This is a genomic window from Ruoffia tabacinasalis, assembly GCF_005864045.1.
Classification (GTDB): domain Bacteria; phylum Bacillota; class Bacilli; order Lactobacillales; family Aerococcaceae; genus Ruoffia; species Ruoffia tabacinasalis.
On the sequence record NZ_VBSP01000001.1, the window covers coordinates 40,384 to 61,769 of the forward strand.

The window sequence follows — 21,386 nt, forward strand, 5'->3', positions numbered from 1 at the left end:
TTCTATTAACTTATCAAATCTATGTAGAATCGCGAACAATTAATGTTGTATCCAAAAATATTTGCTTTTCGATCCGATTACTTTTATTAATTTTCTCGCGTAATAATTCGAGAGATTGATAACCGATATCAAAGCGCGGTTGATTAACCGTCGTTAGCGCGGGGCTGATGATATTGGATAAGTCAATGTTATCAAAGCCAATAATTGCAATATCTTCTGGGATGCGATAGTTATTATTAAGCGCTGCCTTCGTTGCAGCAGCTGCAAAAATATCCGAACTAGCAAAGATCGCATCGACGTTATCATTTACTTGTAAGTAGTAATTGAGTTGCGAATAAACTAAATCATAATTAATTGTTGAGAAGTACAAAATATCATTCTCTGATACAGCTATCTTATTATCTTCACACGCATTCAAAAAACCTTCTTGACGCATGACAGCATAATTGTGATTTAATGTTGAAGTGACGTGTATTAATTTTTTCCGGCCAGATTTAATTAAAAACTCCGTTGCATTATATGCAGCTTTAGTATCATCAATACTAACTAAAGACAAATCCTTATGGTAGATATAATCGGAACACATTACCGTCGGTATGATATCATTGAGTCTTTTAACAATATTAGCATCACTGAAAGGGGATAGGGATATAATTCCAATAACATTAATATCCTCAATGAGTGACAAATAGTAATCAATATTATTTGTCGTTGTCTTTGTTCGCGTAATAATCATGCGGTAGTTAGACAATTTGGCTGCCTTTTCGATGCCTGAAAGAACATCAATATTGAAAGGGTTTGCATAATCAGGTACGAAAACAACTACTGTATTAGAGAGTTTTACTTTGCTCGCAATTTCGTAACCATTGTCAATTAAAGTTCGAGTGATGGCTGATTTTAGAGATTGACTGACATTTCCTTTATTATTTAGTACCCGTGAGACTGTTGCGATAGAGACATTGTGATCATCTGCAATCGATTGTAGCGTAGAAGTTTTTCGTTTACCCATTCTCTCACCCCTCATTTATTTGACAAAAGCATATCATATTAAATCATGGATGTAAAATTTACATTCAAATATTTATTGATTTGAATGGATATTGTTAATATAATAAAGAAAACACTTACACAACAAGTGTAAACTTTACAAAAGGAGGGGTTATGTGAAAAGAATACATGCCGCAGTTGTTGGAATTGGATTTTTAGGAATTCAACATATTGAAGCTATACGAAGAATACCCCATACAGAAGTCGTCGCAATCGTTGGTCGTGACTTAGAAAAAACGCAACACCAAGCAAAAGAACTAGGTGTCGAACATGCTTTTGTTTCAGTAACGGATTTGATTAACTCAGGCTTGAACATAGATGTGGTGCATAATTGCACACCAAACGGACTTCATTATAGTATTAACAAAGAATTAATTGAAGCGAATATTCATGTATTCGGAGAAAAACCTTTTACAGTAAACTCAAGTGAATCAGAAGAATTAGTCAATCTAGCAATTGACAAAAATGTAAAAGGGGGCGTGAATTTTAACTACAGACAAAACATTATGGTAAGTGAGATGAAAGAGCGTGTAAAAAATCAGTCGATTGGAAAGCCTTGGTTTGTACATGTGGAGTACTTACAAGATTGGTTATTGTTTCAAGATGATTATGATTGGCGAATGGACCCAGAAATGGGAGGGAAATCTCGTGCTATAGGAGATATTGGCTCACACTGTTTCGATACAATTCAACACATTCTTGGTGAGAATATTGTTGAAGTCGAAGTGAAGAATTTGCGTAAGTTTAATCAACGATTCGATCATGGAACCACCCATGATATTACAGATGAAGATGTGTCGATTATTTTCATTACTTTTGAAAGCGGTTTAAATGGATTAATCCGATTGTCGCAAGTGTCAGCAGGTAAGAAAAATGAGTTTAAAATTTCAATAGAGGGGGATAAACAAACACTAGAATGGAATCAAGAACGTCCGGATCGATTGTGGATTGGTAATAGAGATATCGGGAACACTGAAATCTATGCGTCAAAACAGTATTTAACAGACGCTGCCGCAGACGTTGCTGTTCTACCCAACGGTCATCCTGTTGGTTGGCATGATGCAGTGGCGCAAGGGATTCAGAATTTCTATGAAAATATAAGAACAAATACAAATGAAGATTTTGTCAATTTCAAGCAAGCCCATTATATTATGAAAATCATTGATGCGTGTGTCTTAAGTGCTCAAGAAGGTAAAGCAACTCAAGTCAATTAAAAGGAGTATAACCATGAAAAAAATTAAAAACTTACTCATATTATTCGTAGCATTGCTTATAACTATTTCTGGAATCAATATCGCATCATTATCTCAAGTCCAAGCGCAAGAGGAACCAGGTGAATTGGCAATTATCATTCCTGGGGCTGAACACGGTTGGTTAGCAGGTGTAGCTTATTTCGCTGAATTAAAAGCTGAAGAATTAGGCATTGAAAATTATCGAATCTTAACGAGTTCAAACGTGAATGAGCAGGCATCTCAAATTGATGAAGTACTATCACAAGAAGTCGGTGCAGTTGTCTTACTACCGCATACGGACGAATTATCTCTATCAGCACAAAAATTAGTTGACGCCGACATTCCTTTAATCGTCTTTGACCGTCGAGTGGATGTTGATTATACAGCTTACGTTGCAGGAAGTAACCCTGAAATTGGGGAAATGACCGCAGAACTTCTAGGTGAAGAGTTAGTTGGCGAAGGAAAAATCGCTGTCTTAAATAACCCAAGTGCTGGGTCAGTGAGTTATGAACGTGTCGATGCATTTAAAGCAGTAATGGAAGAAACATATCCAGATATTGAATTAGTAGATATGACTGTCGAAAACTTTACACAAGAAGCTGGATTAAGCGTAGCGACGGATATGTTAGTTGCCAATCCTGAACTGCAAGCAATATTCTCAATTGATGACGAATCATCTTTAGGAATTCTGCAAGCGATTAAAGATACGGGCCGCGATGACATTCAATATCTGTCTGGTGCTGGTGGATCACAAGCTTATTTCCAAGAAATTGCTAATAACGAGGACATTAATCTATTCACAGCAACATATTCACCATCAATGATCGGTGATGCGATTGCTGAAGCTTGGAAAGTATTAAATGGTGAAGAAGTAGAACAAGATCAAATTGTATCACCAACAATTGTAAATAGTGACAACGTTGAAGACTTCCTAGATGAGAACTCTCCGTACTAAGTTATAAAGGAATGATTGTATGAATCCTGTTGCAGAAATGAAAAGCATTACCAAATCGTTCGGTAATAACCATGTGTTGAAAGAAGTTGACTTTACATTAATGCCAGGGTCCATTCATGCGCTCCTTGGAGAAAATGGAACTGGAAAAACGACACTCATGAATATCCTTGGGAATATCATTCCCAGGGATTCTGGTTCTATCGAACTCTTTGGTGAAGTCTATGATGAGAAGGAAGTAAAGAATCAAGTTGCTTTTATTCACCAAGAACTCTCGTTAATTAATGATTTAACCGTGTTTGAAAACTTATTTTTAGGACGAGAATTAAAAAAAGGTGTCTTTCTTGATAAAAAAGCAATGAGAGAAGAAACTGAGAAATATATACAAATGTTAGATGTGGATCTAAATGCAAATCAATTAGTCGGGACGTTAAATCCAGCACTAAAACAAATTACTGAAATACTCAGAGCTGTCATGCAAGAAGCAAAGATTATTATTATGGATGAACCAACATCCTCATTAACCGATGTTGAAATTAATCACGTTTTTAATGTCATTCGGAATTTAAAAGAGAGCGGCGTTAGCATTATCTTTATTTCACATAAATTAAATGAAGTACTAACGATATGTGATTCTTATACTATAATGCGAGACGGGCATGTCGTTGCCACAGGTGAAGTGACTGATGATCTCACTGAAGCTCATTTAAGTAGTCATATGGTCGGGAAAGATTTAAGTACGGATATTATTTATAAAGAAAGACCCATTGGCGAAATGATTCTAGAATTAGAGGATTTAACAAAAGAGCGTCAGTTTAAAAATGTAGACATGACACTTAAAAAAGGTGAAATAATCGGTGTCACAGGTTTATTAGGTGATGGTCGAAGTGAACTGTTTATGTCAGTTGTAGGAGCTAATAGTCCTTTTAAAGGGACAGTTAAAGTAAATGGTCAAGCAGTTAAGATTAAGAATACGACGCAAGCGATGAAGAACAATATTACTTACGTACCAAAGAACCGGAAAGAAAATGGGATTATATCTGATTTAAGCATCAAAGAGAATATGATTTTACCTATTATGAATAGTTTGGACCAATATGGTATTTTAAATTCTAAAGCGATTCAAGAACATAATCAACGCTACATTAATGAATTATTCATCAAAGTATCTGATACGAAGAATTTAATTACATCACTCTCTGGGGGTAACCAACAAAAAGTTGTGTTAGCCAAGGCGCTTGGAAGTCAACCAGAGATAGTCATCTTAGATAATCCGACCCAAGGGGTTGATGTTGGTGCAAAACTCGAGATTTATTCATTAATCATGAAATTAGCTGCTGAAGGGATTAGTTTCATTATACTATCCAGTGAATACCCAGAATTGTATAACTTATGTGACCGAGTATATGTGATGTTCCATGGTGAAGTGAAACATGAATTTCGTAGAGAAGATTTGAATGAAGAAGATATTATGTTAATTGCGACAGGAGGTTCCGTCCATGAATGAGATAAAAACTCAAGATAATATAAGAAATACTCAAAAGACGTCAACAGGCGAAAAAGTTAAAGCAATATTGGCGAACCATAGTGCCGCAATCGCATTGATATTCATTATGATCATTGGAATTATTTTCAGAGGGGATGTATTTTTCACCTATAGTAATTTGATGAATGTATTAATGAATAATTCCTTTATTGGGATCATTTCTTTAGGAATGACTTTAATTATATTAACGGGAAACATCGATTTAGCCGTAGGTTCTCAATTAGCTCTATCAGGTCTAGTAGCGGTCACTTTATTAAATAATACAGAAAGTGTCATCATTGCAATATTAGGAGCAATTCTAGTAGGCGCGATAACCGGTGGCTTATCCGGGATGGCGGTATCATACTTCAATATCCCGTCATTTATTGTTACTTTAGGGACCATGCAAATATATCGATCCTTTGCCCAATACTTTTATAGTGGGGGAGGAGTGATGGCATCAGCTACTAACGCGGATATCTTCACGAATATATCAAATTACCGATTATTTGGAGAAATCCCGATGCCAATTGTTTATTGGATTATCTTAAGTTTATTAATGGTACTATTTACTCGAAAAACAGCCTTTGGCCGGCATATATTTGCTGTAGGAAGTAATGAACGGGCGACATTCTTATCATCCGTTAATATTCACAAGATTAAAATCGGTGTATTTATTATGTCTGGTGTACTTGTAGCCATTGCGGGAGTGTTAGAGGCGTCTCGTTTAGGAAGTATGAACTCTGCCTCATCGGGGCGGTCATATGAGATGGACGCGATTGCCGCCGTTGTTATTGGAGGAACAGCTATGAACGGAGGGCGCGGAAGTATTATCGGTACGGTCTTTGGAACTTTAACAATCGGTATCATCAATAATTTGATGAACTTATTAGGTGTTCCATCATTCTTAGTTGGAGCAATTAAAGGCTTTATCATTATTGGTGCCGTTATGTTACAAAAAATCATGTCCAAACATAAAGAGTAGGTGCATATATGAAATTAGGACTTGTAACAGCAATATTAGAACATATGAATTTTGAAGAAGTGATTGATTTCGCTTCGAAAAACGATATCGAAAGTGTTGAATTAGCATGTTGGCCGAGTGGCGACGCTGAACGCAGATACGCGGGAGTCTCACATATAGATGTTAAAAATCTGACAGATGAGAAAGTGGACTATATCCGAGCTTACGCTAAAGAACGTCAAGTAAGTATCTCTGCTTTAGCATATTACCCTAATCCGTTATCACACGATAGCAAAAAACGCGACGAAGCCGTAGAGCATTTAAAGCATGTGATTAAAGCAGCGGATCGTTTAGATATAAACTTAGTGACAACATTTATTGGTAGAGATCAAACAAAATCTTTATCAGAAAACTTTGCGATATTAGAAACTGTTTGGCGACCATTGATTGATTTAGCTGAGTCACTACAAGTAAGATTAGGTATTGAAAATTGTCCGATGTTATTTACAGAGGATGAGTGGCCTGGGGGACAAAATCTAATGACGAGTCCTTCAAATTGGCGAAAAGTATTTGAGATCCTTGATAGTGACTACCTTGGCTTAACGTTTGACCCTTCACATTGCATTTGGCAACAATTAGATTACATTCAACCAATCTATGAATTTAAAGATAAATTATTCTTTGTTCACTTTAAAGATATAAAACTTTATCCAGATAAATTAGCCGATGTAGGTGTGATGGCTACACCACTTGAATATATGGCTCCAAAATTACCTGGTTATGGGGATGTAGATTGGTTAGCATTTCTGTCAGCCTTATCAGATATTAAGTATAATGGTCCGACAAGTATTGAAATAGAGGATAAAGCTTTTGAAGGCTCGGTAGAAGAAATAGAAAAATCAATCCAACATAGTGTGAATTACATGAAAAGTGTCATGTATTGAAGCATGTTAAGTAAAGGCGAATCTTCCGATTCGTCTTTTTAAGTGCCTTAATTTTATTGTTCAAAAGTGTAACGGCTTTCAATTACTGTTATAATATAGGAGTAATGTGAACAAAAAAGGGTAGCCAATTGTTAGTGACCCGTAGCCAAATAAAGGAGTGTAAAATAATGAAAGCAATTCCTTATTTCAATTTTGCTAATACTTTAGAAGTGTTAGAATTTTATCAAAAACTAGGAGCAACGGATATTCAAATGGTTCTTGGCTCAGATGAGATGTTTATTGAAATGCCTGAAAGCCAGCGTCCAAAGAATCCAGAAAAGTTTGTTATGAATGCCGAATTTAAGATGTTTGGTAATAAAATATTTGTTTCAGACACATGGGACCAACATAAAGCCGACCATACAGATAGTAATATTAGTTTTGTATTTGATCTAAATGACTCTAAAGAAGTTCAAGCTGTTAAAGACTTCTTTACTAAAGCTACTGAATTAGGTTGTACAATTGAAATGCCACTAGAAGAAGCTGAGTGGACTGAAATGTTCGGGATGATAAAAGATCCCTTTGGTCTGTCTTGGATGTTTAGTGGCGAAAATTAGAATTTAATTGAAAGACTCGCTTTAAAAATACATTAACATAGAGAAGGAGCTTCCCCATGTCACATATTGATGATGAAATCAGAGAATTATCACTAGAGCTTTATCAAACATATACAAAACTCCAAGAACTTAAGAAGCAGAAAGAGCCTCAACCTGTTAAAAATTATGAATTTCTTACAGAGAATCATAAACCCATTCACTTATTAGACATGTTTAAGGATCAAGATTATATGATTGTTATTCATAATATGGGCGGAAAATGTTCATGGTGTACTGCCTGGGCAGATGGCTTCAGTGGTATTTATCCTTTAATCTCAAAAGAAGCTGCTTTTTATGTATCAAGTCCAGATTCACCGGAACAACAAGCTGTTATTAAGAGTGAGCGTGGTTGGCAGTTTCCAATGGTTTCCATCGCTGAATCGAGATTTACAAAAGACATGGGCTTTCAAGAAGGCACAAGCTACTTTCCAGGTCTTTCCGTTTTTGTTAAAAATGCAGATGAAACGATTTCTCGAATAAATTCTGCACCTATTGGCCCGAGTGATCAATTCGGTGTGTTATGGCATCTATATGATTTATTGCCAAACAATCCTATGTCATAAGTGTTTCTTGTGTAAATATTATCATTTGAATACAAATTATAGTGAGCAGCTAAACTGACTTGACAATAGTTGCTCATTTTTTTTAGATATTTTATGATGCGATTTATAGAATTATAAAGTATATATTTTGTAAAAGTTATCCATAACCATTACACTGATAATGTGTAGAAAGCGTTTTAAAAATATAAGGAGGTAACGTCATGAAAGCAAGTTTTCATGGACACGCGGTTGTTCGTTTAGAATTAAATGATGGAACAAAAATATTAATCGATCCATTTATTACCGGGAATGGCTTAACTGATTTAGATGCCAATACAGTAGAAGCAGATGTAATTTTACTCACACATGGGCATTCTGACCATTTAGGAGATACGGTGGATATTGCAAAGCGTACTGGCGCTAAAGTTATTTCGACAGTTGAAATAGTAAATTATTTAGCTACTTTAGGCTTAGAAGATTTACACGGTATGCAGCCAGGTGGGGCGTATGAATTCGACTTTGGAAAAGTTAAGATGACGCCTGCAATTCATGGTTCTTCCATTGATATTGATGGTAAGCCATTTACGCTTGGTTTAGCGACTGGACTTTTAATTACTGCTGATGACCAAACGGTCTATCATGTGGGTGATACCGCACTTTACTCAGATATGAAACTTATCGGGGAAAAAAATGAGATTGATTTAGCCTTTATCCCAATTGGAGATAACTTTACGATGGGACCTGACGATGCTGCGGTAGCTGCAAAATGGTTAAAGGCAAAGAAAGTTGTACCAATTCATTATAATACTTTCCCATTAATTGAACAAGATCCGGCACAATTTACCAAATTATTAGCTGATGGGGTGGGTTATGTTCCAGAAATTGGTGAGACGATTGAGTTATAAAGTAAAAAACAGAAGTGAGATAGGTAATCTATTCACTTCTATTTTTTATACTAATTTAATATTTAAGTTGATATTATTGCCTTTGCCTAAAATACTTGAAACTTTACAATGGCGGTGAATAAAACGTTCTAACCCAGCTAATTGAACCTCATTCAATATAGCATCAGTTACAAGTTCAACAGATGCATCTAATCGCCACTCTCTGTTCTCATCAATAAAATCACCTGCCACACGAGCAGTTAATTGTGAAAATTCTATCTTTTTCATATTCAAGTATGATACTGCTGTCATCAAATGACACCCAGATAAAGAAACTAATAATAGTCCAGTTGGTGAAGTACCCTGACTAGTAAATTCAGGCATTCGTTCAGTATAATCCATAGTATATGAAAAACCTTCGATATCAGCTTGCACAATATAACGATCAATTACTTTTGCTTTTGTCTCTTTCTCTGCCATGATGCATTCCTTCTTTCATTGAGAATAATTAGATGATAAGCGAATTCTTTGATAGTATAAATTATATCACAGAATTTAATTCATACTAATGAAAGGGATTATCGCTTTATATACAAGGGGGATATCTAATGCTAATACACAATAGATTCATTTTGTTTAAAATAAGCAATTATAAAAATAATACGTTATAACAATTAAACAGCATCCTATTGCCTTTTTATTTTTCCATGTTAGGATAGATACATTATATTTATAGGAGGCTATTATGAATGTGCCAATTTTGTACGAAGATAACCATCTCTTAGTTGTTGAGAAGCCGGTTAATGTTCCTGTACAAGAAGATAGTAGTAAAGATTTAGATGTACTCAATCATCTAAAGCAATTTATGAAAGTCAGAGATAAGAAGCCAGGTAATGTTTACTTAGGACTAATACATCGGCTTGATCGACCTGTCGGGGGTGCGATGGTATTTGCCAAGACATCAAAAGCGGGATCCAGATTATCTAATACCTTAAGAAAACATGACTTGAAAAGATACTATCTAGCCGTAGTAATGGGGAAGTTGCCTAGGATGAAGGGGACATTGACACATTACCTCTGGAAGAATCGTAAAACGAATCAAGTTTACACTGTTGATAAAAATCATAACCAGGCTAAAAAGGCTTACTTGAGTTATGAAGTTCTAGCTTATCAGCACGGTATGTCATTAGTAAGAGTTCAATTGCATACTGGACGATCACATCAGATTCGGGTACAGTTTCAAGCAATTGGCTCACCTTTATATGGTGATCAAAAATATGGAGATCATCGAATAAAGCCTCACAGCCAAATTGCTTTATGGGTAACATTAATATTGTGAGATTGACTACATTTCAATTATAATACCCTGCGTATCAAGTAATTGGTGCGTACTCCACTTTAATTGCTAAGAATACCTAAAGCCTTATGACCAAAGCGGAATTTTAAAAAATAAACGTCAAGGTGCGAAAGCAGAAAAAATAATAAGGATAATCTAAGCTGAAATAAAAACTACTTAATATAGGACAGTATGTAAATAAGTAGCGCTAAGGATAAATTAAAATGGTTGTTTAGCAGCGAAAACTCTAAGTTCATGAATGAATATGAGGGACGTTCAACGACTATCTCCTTGAGGGAGAGTAAAGCCGCAAGCAAATGGCGGAAGAAAAATGTGGCTACCCATGTGGTAGAAGAAATAGTCTGCGCTATATGGAAACATATAGAAGTCTACTCGCAAGAGAAAGACTGTATTAAAGGTTGCGCTTTAATATGAACACGAAAAAATCAAATAATATAAAATCGATTTATAGTATGAATCCTCTCTGATAAAATATACAGAAGGGAATTTAAAATATAGAATTATTGTCTATTGAAAAGTTTGCAAAAAAACAGGGATAACTCCCTATATTTTAAGACGGATGCAGCAAAATGGTGAGTTGATTCCCCATCATATAACTAATGCAGGAACTCGCTATTATTCCTCGGAGCAATTAAAAGATTATCAACCTGAGACTATCAATAACGATGGTTAACTTATTATTGGTTATAGTAGAGTTAGCACTTCGACACAAATGGCTGAATTAAGGTCGCAAGTTAAGCTTGTTGAAGAATATATGCAAGCTCATGATTATACTTTTGAGATCTTTTCAGAAGTTGGTGGCGAACTTAATTATCAGCGAAAAAGCTTATTAAATCTCTTGAAAATGATTAACCAGCAAGAAATCAGCAAGATTGTCACTTTGAATAAAAGTCGCTTCATGCGAAATGGTTTCGAATTATTTGAGTATCAATGTCAATTGAATAAAATCGACATTGAGTTGATTGATGATTCAAAAGAAACCAGGATTTATAGTCTTTTATCGCGTAATCCTTTAAACAATAATTCTTATTTAGAACTATGATTTTAAAACTACATTTGGACATATAATTCCTATCGGCTTATGAAATGGAAATTCCACATCCTACGTTACAAGAATTGATTAAAATTCAATCTAATCCACCACAATTAGAACCATGGACAACATTTAATTTGTCCCAATAATAAAGCGTTACTTACCCTAATGAGGGGGTAAGTAACGCTTTATTTATTTCGAATATTGTTTAGTCAATAGATAATGTTACCTGAGTAGCTTTATTGGTGGAAAAACCTTTTATTTCGAGAGACAAAAGACTCTATACCACCTAAACGAATTCTAAAACGATCGTCTTTGTTTAATAAGATTTGCTCTGCCCAATATAAATTATGGTCTACTACAAAAGAGGGCACACCAAAGTTCGAATGCTGCGTTAAAACTGAATTGAATTCAGAACGGTGTTGATTTAAATTAATTAAACCTTCTCGGAATGATTCGACGGTTCCACTTGAATCTTGATTCATAATTGTTGGATTGGCACAAGCGTCACCGAGAATTGCAGTCTTAAGTTCAGGCATAAGAAACCCCATAATCCCTGAAGTATGACTTGGTAAGTGTATGGGAATGATAGTGACTCCCATAAGTTAAACTCATCGTATTCTTTATAAGAATGATAATTTATTTCTTTTTGAGCAATAAAGTGTTCCGATGTGAAAGATAAGCCTTGCTTTCGCATGATCTAGATGACCTTGTGTGCAGATGACATCATATGGCATATCAAGTAAGTTATCAACATCTTGCCTCAAATCCCCATATCTAAAACCAGTATTAATCAAAACGACTCTGTCACACCCATTGACAACATAAGCACAGACGTAAGGCATTTTAATACGGATTATGGCGTCGTTAATTTGTTCGCTTTCAAATAACTTTATAATGCACTCCTTTACTTGATTAGTTGAACTCTATAATAATCTTGGATTAAATAGAAGTAAATCAGAAAATATTGGATCAAATTCTTTTATAAAAGCTGAAAATGTGCGAAAATGTAATTAGTAAAGGGCATGCTACGTAATAAATATCTAATCTAATAAGGACGTGAATCATTTGTTAATACATCAGCCTAAATTATGGAGTGTAATACTCCGTTTATTGTTAACCGCGGTTGGTCAAGTTAGCCTAATTTATTTATGGATGTTGATTCCAGGTCAAGAGGCCATTGCTTATTTCTTACTCTTAATTTTAATGTCAGCCCCCGTGGGAACAATAATTAATCTCATGTTAAAGAAATGGATTTTTCAGTTAATGAATTATTCAGATTCATTTGCTTTAAAAATAGCGTACCCCTTTATAATTATTATTGGTCTATTTATCACTGTTATTGTCATAACAAACTTGAACATTTTTGATTTATTCTTTCTTTTGATTTTTGTCTTTGTATTGTCGCTACCATTATTATTACTTGAAATGCTATTTTATATAATAAGAAATTGGACTCAATTAAAAGAGTAGATAGAGTCAGTATGTTAAAGGAGATATGTATGTTAACTATAATTGGGCTAAAACATTGTACAACAATTCAAAAAGCAAAGAAGTATCTAGAAAATCAGGGCTTAGAATTTCATGAAATTACTGATATTCGCGAAAATCTACCTAGTTCTGAGAACAGATGCAAAACCGCATGATAAAGGGTAAGCAGTTAAAAGTGAGAAAAGCTAAAAAATAAAACATCATTTTATTTTTCATATTCCGTTTAGAAAGCATGAGTTAGCGACCATAAACGTTGGCTTTAATAATTTAGTATTTATTATAGTTTTTCAATTCTCATTGGCACTTCATCTAAGTAACGAAATGATTTTTACATTTCATACAATCCTTTAATGAAATGCCCGCTGTTATTTTTTTACTTTTAAAGGTACGTACATTCAGGTTTTGTAAAGGACGTGTTATTTGTTATCAACCAATAGACGATTACAAGTAGAAGTAAGTTTACATATCTAGGTACTCAATATTTCTTGACAAGCAGAAAACTTTGGCTTATTCTTAAGCGAGAATAAATGATTAATACAATTAAATAGCGATTCCATGTAGGGGGACCAGTGTTGCTGGTTGAGATATTATCCGTGAAGATAATGACCCTTAGAACCTGATCTAGTTGACACTAGCGTAGGGAACATATAACGATTATGAAGAACAGTAATAATAATACGTATGTGCACCCTAGAATCAGTCTAGGGTGCTTTTTTTGTGTCAATATTAAGGAGAAAGAGAAAATATGAAAACAATAATCCAAGAATTTATTTGTAATCCAGAAGAGTATAAAAGTTTCGATGAAGTAGCCATACAATTGTTCAGGTATCTTTACCAAAATAATCTGGCATATCAACAATATTGTCGAAAAAAAGGGATCGGTCTTAAGCAAGTTAGACATTGGAAGGACATTCCAAGTGTATCGACAGAGGCATTTAAGTCCAGCTTTTTAAGTGTAACTCCTGAAGAGGAATGCTCATATGTTTTTATGACGAGTGGAACTACGAGTGGCAATAAAGGAAAGCATTATCACCGTGATCTTGACGTCTATGATCTATCAGCGAAAGAAAGTTTTAAAAATTTGGTAAGTGCAAAGAAATATCCCATGGCAATTTTATTTCCAGATGAAAAAAATATGCCTCATTCTTCTTTAAGCCATTATTTATCGCTATTAAAAGCTGATGGAACGAAAGATTCCGCACATTTTGTGTCAAAAGATGGGTTAGAGTTAGAAAAATTGATTGAATGGACTCAAAAACATGAGCATACGCCCGTAATGATTTTGGGTGCGAGTTACAATTATGTTCATTTACTTGATAGTTTAGAAGACAAAAATAAATCGATTCATTTGCATGAGGATAGCTTAATTTTTGATACAGGTGGATTTAAGAATTTCTCAAGGTCTTATTCAGAAAATGATTTCTATAAATTATTAAAAGATAGGTTTAAAGTCAAGACAAAAATAGTAAATATGTATGGGATGACAGAATTATCTTCGCAATACTATTCGAAGATTGAATTGGGTGGAAAGAATATAAAGCGAGGACCACATTGGATTCGTTTTAAAATTATTGATCCAATCACTGAGCAAGAAGTTCCTAAAGGAGAAATTGGCTTATTAGTACATGTTGATTTAGCCAATATCAACTCTGTACCAGCTATTCAAACAGGGGACTTAGCTATTGAAAGAGAGGGTGGCTTTGAATTAGTAGGAAGGCAACCATTGATTGAATCACGAGGTTGTTCATTATCTGCGCAACAATGGATAGAGGAGTATCAAAATGGTTCAAATTGAAAAAAGTGGTTATTTACCACCGATGGCAAAAGATTTAAAGATTAAGAATCGACAGATTGATTTTCAGGATGTATCAATTTCAGTGCCACATCCTGATGAAGATCAATTGAAAATTTTATCACAGCGAATGAAAACGGTAGGAAATCACTTGACTACAAATGAAATTATCACAGCAATTACTAAGGCGGTCGCAGTGTTATTAGATCGAAAACATCCTTTACGTCGTAAACTAGAAAAACTTCTGCCACTAATTACTGGCTTTAATCACGAAACGATTCGATTAAGTCTGACTCATTCACTGAAGACTTTTAGAGAACATGAATTGATGCGTTGGTTATCTGTGAATTTTGAAAATCCTCTAATCCTTGATCAATTTATAGCAAGTTCTCATGGGGGATTTACCAAGGCTGTTGGACCAAAATTAACGGCACATATTTGGGCAGGGAATGTACCAGTTCTACCTCTTTGGAGTTTAGTAGGAAGTCTATTAGTTAAAGGAAAAGTGATTGGAAAAGTTTCTAGTAGCGAACCTTTATTTATTGGTGTTTTCTGTCAATTATTGGTTGAAATTGAGCCTCGATTAGCAGATAGTCTTGCGATTGTTTCTTGGAAGGGGGGAGATACCGGTCGTGAAAAGATGTTATTGAATGAAGCTGAAGTAGTAGTTGGATATGGTAGTAATCGGACTATATCCAAACTGCAGCAACAAATAGGTCACAATACACATTTCATTGGTTTTGGTAATAAATTAAGTTTTGGTTTTCTACACAAGCTAGTTTTAGATAAGCAAAAAGCAGAAAACTTGGCTAAACAAGCTGCAAAGTCAGTGATTTACTACGATCAGCAAGGGTGTTATTCTCCCCAACTCTTTTTCGTAGAAAAGAATGGACAAACAAGTCCGCATGAATGGGCATTACTATTAGCAGGCAAACTTCAATCTTATCAGAATCGTTATCCTTTAAGAAATTTATCAATTGAAGAAGCATATGATCGCTCAAAATTTTATGAATCAAAAATGTGGGACGATCATTGTAAAGTAATTGTCCCTGAGGATCGCTCCTGGATAGTAAGCTACAGTGAGAAGCCTTTTCTTGAACCAACTCCCTTATCACGGGTGGTACAAGTTATTGCTATTGATCATTGGAAAAGTTTAGCAGAAATCATTCGTGACAAGTCGCAAGTCCTTCAAACAGTAGGAATCGCTGCGCCGACGGATGAATTATTTGACATTGCTTCCGATTGGGGAGCTTTAGGCATTACGCGCGTAACTAGCTTGGATAAAATGGTACAGTTACATGCCGGTTGGCATCAGGATGGTTATTCATTTCTGAAAGAACAGGTTCGGATGGTCGATATCGACCCTTCGGTTGTTTGTTCTTCAGAATTATTCAATTACTACATGGATTAGAGGGGGACATATCATGGAATTAGAGCTACAAAAAGTCTCTTATCAGTATAAAAACCAAAATTTTACATTGAAAGGAATTGATTGGCAGCTACCAACGGGTGAGATTCATTGCTGGTTGGGTCGTAGTGGGAGTGGTAAGTCAACCTTACTAGAGTTAGCAGCAGGGCTAAAAAATCCAACGAAAGGAAAAGTTTACCATCAAGGACACATAGTTACAAAGCCATCGAATAAGATTGGCTTTGTATTTCAAGAGGCTACTTTACTCAATTGGAAGACAGTTTTAGAAAATGTATTGTTGCCGATTCAATTACAACGCGAAATTACGGCAGAAGATATTAATTATGCAGAAGTATTATTAGAGATTCTTCAAATATCAGAATTTGCGGAGCGAATACCATCTACTTTATCTGGCGGACAAAAAAGTCGAGTAGCGATAGCAAGAGCATTAATTAAGAAACCCACACTTCTTTTTCTAGACGAACCATTCGCTGCTTTGGATATCATAACAAGAGAGGAGTTACAAAATGAATTATTGAGATTAAATAAAAGAGAAAAGATCGCGATGCTTTTTGTTACCCATGATGTAACTGAAGCTGCTTTTTTGGCAGATCAAATTGGGGTGATTAGTCAGGGTGAAATGAGTTCTCAAAAAAAATCTCCATCTTGGGAAGAGACAGAGATCAATCGGCGAGATTCTCAAACATTTAGAGAATATTGTAGAACTATTCGTCAATTGTTAGGGGTGGAACATGAATAAGAGAGCTTCGCTACTATCACTGTTAATGGGTGTGTTGTTATTATTCATCTGGGAATTGAGTGCTCAACAGGTATCTGAGCTGATTTTACCACGCCCACTTGCTGTTTTTTCCGTCCTTTGGAAAGGGATTCTCGATGGCTATTTTCTCCCTCATATATTGACTACAGTCGTTGAACTAATCATTGGATTACTAATGGGTGGATTTTTGGGGGTATTACTAGGAATCATCATCGGGGAAAGCCCGTTTTTGAAAAATGTATTTTCTGTGTATATCGTCATTTCACAAGCTATTCCTAAAATCGCTTTGGCTCCATTATTCATGTTGTGGTTTGGATATGGTATGATGTCGAAAATTGTTATTACTGCTTTGATTTGCTTTTTTCCATTATTAGAAGCAACTGCCAGTGCGATTCAACATGTTAACTCAGATCAATTAACTTTGTTTCGTTTGATGAATGCCTCGCGATGGCAAACATTATGGTATCTAAAGTTTCCAGCTGGTTTGCCTACGATTGTTCAAGGACTTCGTGTTGCTGTAGTTCTCTCACTAGTAGGTGCTTTAGTGGGGGAGTTTATAGGCGCAAAACAAGGGCTAGGTGCATTGATTATTGCATCACAAGGAATGATGGATACAACTTTAATGTTTGCTGTTCTGATTCTATTAGCAATATTAGGCTGTATACTATATGGATTAGTTAATATTCTGGAAAATCTATTATGGTATAGCAAGGAGAATAAAAATGAGAAAAATTAAAATAGGGCTAGTGTTAATATTTATAGCAGTGTTAAGTGCTTGCAGTTTTCAAACGACGAATTCATTGACAATAGCCAATTGGAGTCAATTAATTGTTGAACAGACGAATTTATTGGCAGAAGAGGAACATGGATTCTTTAAAGAAGCTGGTATAGACTTGTCGATTATTCCGGGAAATGGCGGACAAGATGCGTTAAAAAATATGTTAACAGGACAAGCTGATATCGCATTCACCGATCCTGGTGCAGTTTATAGTGCTCTCGCTAATGGCGAAGATTTAGTTATTTTATATACGGTATATCCACAAAATGTTTTTAATGTAGTTACGATGGATAATCATATTCAATCTCCAAAAGATTTGAAAGGAAAAACCATTGGTATATATAGTCGGTCAAGTGGAACATATCAAAATTTATTAGTATTATTGCATCAAGCAGGTTTATCAGAATCAGATGTAGAATTATTAGATGTAGGTATTGCTAATTTTTCACCGTTGATTCAGGGACAAGTGGATGCAACAGCCGCAACCGATACAGCCTTAGTTCCGGCCATAAGGGCGGGTTTAAGTGCTCCAAATATTTTTGAAGTGCGAGACTCTTTGAATATACCGAGTGATTTTTTCGTAGTAAAACGATCAACCTACGAAGAAAAAGAAGCGCTGTTAAGGGATTTCATTCTCGCCTATAAAAAAAGTGCCCAATGGATGATTGGAAATCCAGATAGAGCAGCAGAATTAGCCGTAGAGTTAGCCATTGATGGGCGTGATCCAGAAATTAACCGAGAAATTATCAATTTAAGAAATACTGCGAGTTTAGATGAGAATGGTCAGATAGGTAAAGTGGATATTGATGTCATCCAGGAAGGTGCCGATACATATTTTGAATTAGGTCTCATTCCAAAAAAATTAGAAATGAGCCAGTACATTGAAGCAATTGAGGAGTGAAGATATGCTAGAAGGTAAAGTGGTTATCGTTAGTGGTTCAAGTCGTGGAATTGGTGCAACCTTGGCTAAAGGCTTCGCTAGTCAGGGTGCTTATGTGGTTGTTAATTATAATCATAGCAAGGAATCAGCCGAAGAAGTGGCAAGAGCATGTGAAAAATTAGGTGGCCAGTCAATAGTTATTAAAGCAGATGTAACCACAGAAGAAGGTGTGAATCATTTAGTAGAAGAGACGCTACTGACATTTGGAAGAATCGATGTGTTGGTTAATAATGTATTTGCACCCTATATATTCGATGCAGAAAATCGAAAAAAGGCATGGGAAATGGAGTGGCAAGATTATGAGATACAATTACAAGGAGGATTAAAAGCTGCACACTTATTGGTGCAAAAAGTATTGCCAAACATGACAAACTTTGGGAAGGGAAGTATTATCAATATTACTTCCAATTTAGTGGAACATCCAGTTATACCATATCAGGATTATACGACGGCTAAAGCAGCAATCATTGGTTACACAAGAAGTATGGCAAAAGATCTAGGTAGTATAGGTATTCGGATGAATGCTGTTGCACCCGGGCTAGTTTATCCAACCGCAGCAACTAAATCAACCAAAGAAGAACAAAAAGAAACGATAGCAGATGCTACTCCACTGGGAAGAATTGCAACACCTGAGGATATTGTGGGGCCAGTTTTATTTTTAGCTTCTGATTGGAGCGGCTTTATGACAGGACAGACACTTTATGTTGATGGTGGTTTAGTTACGAGATAAAATATCAGGATAGTAGAATCTTACTGTAAAAGCATATTGCCAAAATAACCTAATTACTTTTATATTATTAATAAGATAATGTAGTGCCCCCCTAAATCCATGTCCGGGTTTAGGGGGGCACTACATTAACTTGTCTATCCTCAAGTTAATTGTGGGTTATTAACGTCTATTAAAGACTTTGAGAAGTATAGACTAGATTCCCGGCATTCCCTCTGTAATGAGAGGTATTTCGGTTTCTAGCGACAAAAGACTCTTTACCTGACATTCTAACAGCTAAGCGATCATCAGAATTTAATATGATGCGTTCAGCCCAATACAAGTTATCTTTAACGACGTCAAGCGGTTCCGAAAACGAATTGTGTTGAGTTAGAACAACTCTAAAGTTTTTCTGTAATTTACTTAATTTCACTAAAGCATCACGATATTCTTGAATGGAAGCACTCGATTCTAAATTTAATAATGTTGGATTCGCACAAGCATCACCAAGCATTGCGACTTCTAATTCGGGGATGATAAAACCCATGATTCCCTTTGTATGACCTGGCAAGTGGACAGGGCGGATTGTTACGCCACCTAAATCAAATTCATCCTTTTCATTATATGAGATGTATTTCACGTCACCTTTCGGTAAGAAATTCTCTTTAGGGAATGATTTGTTAAAGCGACGCAACACGTTATTCATAGTTGAATGTCTTGTTTCAATCTTTGTTCCGTGCTTTACTAACTCAAATTCACCTTCTGGTAAGTACACAGTATCATATTGTCCATTACCGCCAGCATGATCGGGATGACCGTGACTACAGATGACATCATAAGGTAGATCAATTAATTCATCTACCACGGACTTTAAGTCTCCATAACCAAAACCAGTATCGATTAAAACAGCTCGCTCTGATCCTTTGACGATATACGAACATACATAAGGCATCTTGATTCGAGTAATTCCCGGAATTACCGGTTCTACTTTAAATAATTCCATATTAATTCCTTCCTTTGAAACTTGTAATATATAGATAGGATTTGTAAATTCACATATGCTAATATAAACTAAGTAAAAAGAGTTTTCAATTATCTTGTTTATATTAAATCATATTAACCTTAAATATTATCAACTAAAAGTTAAAGAGGAGGAGAGTAGCGATGCCAGAAAATTGGTTAAGACGAATGTTAACTCGCTTATTACTAACAGGAATTGGTCAAATTTTATTAATTCCGCTATGGATGCAGTTTCCTGGACAAGAAGCAGCTGGTTTTCTATTCCTTCTGATACTATTTGCGATTCCAGTTGGGACGATTTCAAATTGGGTAATAAAAGTGCTGATAATCAACGTAATAGGGCACACTCAGTCTAAATTAATAAAAAGTATCATTCCATTCATAATAATTGCAATCATAACTTATGTTTTATACTTATTGTTGCTTGTTTCAACCCATAATTTAATATACATTACCACTTTATACGCAATCTTGTCTTTACCTTTACTATTGTTAGAAATGATGATAATTGTGTTTAAACTGAACAAGGGCAACAGAGATGGTAACAAACGAAATATTTAATAAAGGAGTTTTTTATGTTAACAATTTATGGTTTAGGTCATTGTACAACTACGAAAAAAGCAAAGGAATATTTAGATGATAAAGGTGTCAGTGTGGATGATATTATCGATATTCGTGATGATCCACCTAGTAAAGAAATCATTCAAAGAGCAATTGCATCTGCGAATGGTCAAGCTCGCAAAATAATTAATACGGCTGGAAATTTGTACCGGGAAATGGGTCTAAAAGATAAGTTGGACACAATGAATGAATCGGAAATTATTGATCTACTTTCGAAAAACGGTATGTTAATAAAACGCCCTTTAATTACAGATGGTAAGACACTAACGAATGGCGCAAAGGAAAGTGTATTGAAAGCAGCTTGGTTAGATCAATAAGTCAAACATAAGAGGTGCCTATGAAAACAATATCTATCTTAAAACAATTTATATTCCGTTTAATACTCACAGGTCTTGGACAGTATGCTATCATTGAGGGAATTAGAGCGATTGATTCCTCGAATTCGATTATTGAGTTGATTCCGATGATTCCTTTCACAGCATTTTTTTCAACACTTATAAATACGGCTATATATCATTTTATTGTCTACGCCGTTAATAGATTAACGCGTTTTAGTCAAAAGTTGATCGTAACGCTTTCTATCATCTTAGGGTTGCTTTTATTATCAATTGTCCTCTTTATTTTCTCGGATAGTTTCTTAGGGTCTTTCTCAGCTTACTTGTTCTTTTATACTTTGCCATTTCTAATAATTGAAACGCTATTATACTTTATTCGAAATCGAAAGATTTTATAATTTC

Annotated in this window: 23 protein-coding genes, 1 pseudogene and 1 riboswitch; of the genes and pseudogenes, 20 read left to right on the top strand and 4 right to left on the bottom strand. The window is 35.2% G+C overall.

From position 1 onward, the window contains the following. Positions 1-19: 19 nt before the first annotated feature. Entirely contained in the window at positions 20-1,009 is a 990-nt protein-coding gene (locus tag FEZ33_RS00220) for a substrate-binding domain-containing protein (protein WP_171031210.1), read from the bottom strand. 154 nt (positions 1,010-1,163) lie between these two features. On the opposite strand from FEZ33_RS00220, the gene FEZ33_RS00225 reads away from it, so the two are divergent. From FEZ33_RS00225 to FEZ33_RS00260, 8 genes are all read left to right on the top strand, one after another. Further along, positions 1,164-2,261 carry a Gfo/Idh/MocA family protein gene (locus FEZ33_RS00225; protein ID WP_138403371.1) on the top strand — a complete coding sequence of 366 codons (1,098 nt, stop codon included), beginning with the start codon at positions 1,164-1,166 and terminating at the stop codon, positions 2,259-2,261. A gap of 13 nt (positions 2,262-2,274) precedes the next feature. Further along, a complete protein-coding gene (locus FEZ33_RS00230) occupies positions 2,275-3,234 on the top strand; it encodes a substrate-binding domain-containing protein (RefSeq protein ID WP_138403372.1) in 960 nt (319 codons plus the stop codon). Positions 3,235-3,253: 19 nt separating this feature from the next. Then, positions 3,254-4,738, top strand: coding sequence for a sugar ABC transporter ATP-binding protein (locus FEZ33_RS00235; protein WP_138403373.1), 1,485 nt, complete (start codon positions 3,254-3,256; stop codon positions 4,736-4,738). Then, on the top strand, positions 4,731-5,741 hold the full coding sequence (locus tag FEZ33_RS00240; RefSeq protein ID WP_138403374.1) for an ABC transporter permease: 1,011 nt from the start codon (positions 4,731-4,733) through the stop codon (positions 5,739-5,741). Before FEZ33_RS00235 ends, FEZ33_RS00240 begins: the two co-directional genes overlap by 8 nt. Before the next feature lie 8 nt (positions 5,742-5,749). Beyond that, positions 5,750-6,664 carry a sugar phosphate isomerase/epimerase family protein gene (locus tag FEZ33_RS00245; RefSeq protein ID WP_138403375.1) on the top strand — a complete coding sequence of 305 codons (915 nt, stop codon included), beginning with the start codon at positions 5,750-5,752 and terminating at the stop codon, positions 6,662-6,664. Positions 6,665-6,831: 167 nt separating this feature from the next. Then, on the top strand, positions 6,832-7,260 hold the full coding sequence (locus FEZ33_RS00250; protein WP_138403376.1) for a VOC family protein: 429 nt from the start codon (positions 6,832-6,834) through the stop codon (positions 7,258-7,260). A 56-nt stretch (positions 7,261-7,316) separates the two neighbouring features. Continuing rightward, complete coding sequence (locus FEZ33_RS00255) at positions 7,317-7,862, top strand: DUF899 family protein (RefSeq protein WP_138403377.1); 546 nt, start codon at positions 7,317-7,319, stop codon at positions 7,860-7,862. Between the two features lie 200 nt (positions 7,863-8,062). After that, positions 8,063-8,746, top strand: a complete 684-nt coding sequence (locus FEZ33_RS00260) for a metal-dependent hydrolase (protein WP_138403378.1) — start codon at positions 8,063-8,065, stop codon at positions 8,744-8,746. Between the two features lie 45 nt (positions 8,747-8,791). Here FEZ33_RS00260 and FEZ33_RS00265 read toward each other — a convergent pair whose 3' ends face one another. Beyond that, positions 8,792-9,205, bottom strand: coding sequence for an OsmC family protein (locus FEZ33_RS00265; RefSeq protein ID WP_138403379.1), 414 nt, complete (start codon positions 9,203-9,205; stop codon positions 8,792-8,794). A 265-nt stretch (positions 9,206-9,470) separates the two neighbouring features. On the opposite strand from FEZ33_RS00265, the gene FEZ33_RS00270 reads away from it, so the two are divergent. From FEZ33_RS00270 to FEZ33_RS00280, 3 genes and pseudogenes are all read left to right on the top strand, one after another. Next, a complete protein-coding gene (locus tag FEZ33_RS00270) occupies positions 9,471-10,064 on the top strand; it encodes an RluA family pseudouridine synthase (RefSeq protein WP_138403380.1) in 594 nt (197 codons plus the stop codon). 547 nt (positions 10,065-10,611) lie between these two features. Then, positions 10,612-10,755: pseudogene (locus tag FEZ33_RS12955) on the top strand (hypothetical protein); the annotation flags it as partial. A gap of 6 nt (positions 10,756-10,761) precedes the next feature. Next, positions 10,762-11,124 (top strand): recombinase family protein, encoded by a 363-nt coding sequence (locus FEZ33_RS00280; RefSeq protein ID WP_268951487.1) that lies wholly within the window; start codon positions 10,762-10,764, stop codon positions 11,122-11,124. A gap of 230 nt (positions 11,125-11,354) precedes the next feature. Here the strand turns inward: FEZ33_RS00280 and FEZ33_RS00285 are convergent, their stop codons facing one another. Next, complete coding sequence (locus FEZ33_RS00285; protein ID WP_138403382.1) at positions 11,355-11,717, bottom strand: MBL fold metallo-hydrolase; 363 nt, start codon at positions 11,715-11,717, stop codon at positions 11,355-11,357. A 1,438-nt stretch (positions 11,718-13,155) separates the two neighbouring features. Next, positions 13,156-13,266, top strand: a riboswitch (TPP riboswitch). A gap of 85 nt (positions 13,267-13,351) precedes the next feature. Here FEZ33_RS00285 and FEZ33_RS00290 point away from each other — a divergent pair. From FEZ33_RS00290 to FEZ33_RS00315, 6 genes are read left to right on the top strand one after another with little or no spacing between them, the layout of a single operon-like run. After that, positions 13,352-14,401, top strand: a complete 1,050-nt coding sequence (locus FEZ33_RS00290) for a LuxE/PaaK family acyltransferase (protein ID WP_138403383.1) — start codon at positions 13,352-13,354, stop codon at positions 14,399-14,401. After that, a complete protein-coding gene (locus FEZ33_RS00295) occupies positions 14,388-15,809 on the top strand; it encodes an acyl-CoA reductase (RefSeq protein ID WP_138403384.1) in 1,422 nt (473 codons plus the stop codon). The genes FEZ33_RS00290 and FEZ33_RS00295 overlap by 14 nt, the downstream gene beginning before the upstream one ends. A 13-nt stretch (positions 15,810-15,822) precedes the next feature. Beyond that, positions 15,823-16,566: an ABC transporter ATP-binding protein gene (locus tag FEZ33_RS00300; protein ID WP_138403385.1), complete on the top strand. Its 744-nt coding sequence runs from the start codon at positions 15,823-15,825 to the stop codon at positions 16,564-16,566. Continuing rightward, on the top strand, positions 16,559-17,320 hold the full coding sequence (locus tag FEZ33_RS00305; protein WP_138403386.1) for an ABC transporter permease: 762 nt from the start codon (positions 16,559-16,561) through the stop codon (positions 17,318-17,320). Before FEZ33_RS00300 ends, FEZ33_RS00305 begins: the two co-directional genes overlap by 8 nt. Then, positions 17,307-18,263 carry an ABC transporter substrate-binding protein gene (locus FEZ33_RS00310; RefSeq protein ID WP_138403387.1) on the top strand — a complete coding sequence of 319 codons (957 nt, stop codon included), beginning with the start codon at positions 17,307-17,309 and terminating at the stop codon, positions 18,261-18,263. Before FEZ33_RS00305 ends, FEZ33_RS00310 begins: the two co-directional genes overlap by 14 nt. A gap of 4 nt (positions 18,264-18,267) precedes the next feature. Continuing rightward, positions 18,268-19,032: an SDR family oxidoreductase gene (locus tag FEZ33_RS00315; RefSeq protein ID WP_138403388.1), complete on the top strand. Its 765-nt coding sequence runs from the start codon at positions 18,268-18,270 to the stop codon at positions 19,030-19,032. A gap of 169 nt (positions 19,033-19,201) precedes the next feature. Here FEZ33_RS00315 and FEZ33_RS00320 read toward each other — a convergent pair whose 3' ends face one another. Further along, positions 19,202-20,011 (bottom strand): MBL fold metallo-hydrolase, encoded by an 810-nt coding sequence (locus FEZ33_RS00320; protein ID WP_138403389.1) that lies wholly within the window; start codon positions 20,009-20,011, stop codon positions 19,202-19,204. Positions 20,012-20,172: 161 nt separating this feature from the next. Between FEZ33_RS00320 and FEZ33_RS00325 the strand changes: the two genes are divergently transcribed. The 3 genes from FEZ33_RS00325 to FEZ33_RS00335 are packed head-to-tail and all read left to right on the top strand — an operon-like array spanning position 20,173 to position 21,382. Then, positions 20,173-20,589, top strand: coding sequence for a hypothetical protein (locus FEZ33_RS00325; RefSeq protein WP_138403390.1), 417 nt, complete (start codon positions 20,173-20,175; stop codon positions 20,587-20,589). A gap of 14 nt (positions 20,590-20,603) precedes the next feature. Continuing rightward, a complete protein-coding gene (locus FEZ33_RS00330; RefSeq protein WP_138403391.1) occupies positions 20,604-20,966 on the top strand; it encodes a Spx/MgsR family RNA polymerase-binding regulatory protein in 363 nt (120 codons plus the stop codon). A gap of 20 nt (positions 20,967-20,986) precedes the next feature. Beyond that, positions 20,987-21,382 carry a hypothetical protein gene (locus FEZ33_RS00335; RefSeq protein WP_138403392.1) on the top strand — a complete coding sequence of 132 codons (396 nt, stop codon included), beginning with the start codon at positions 20,987-20,989 and terminating at the stop codon, positions 21,380-21,382. The last annotated feature ends 4 nt before the right edge of the window (positions 21,383-21,386 follow it).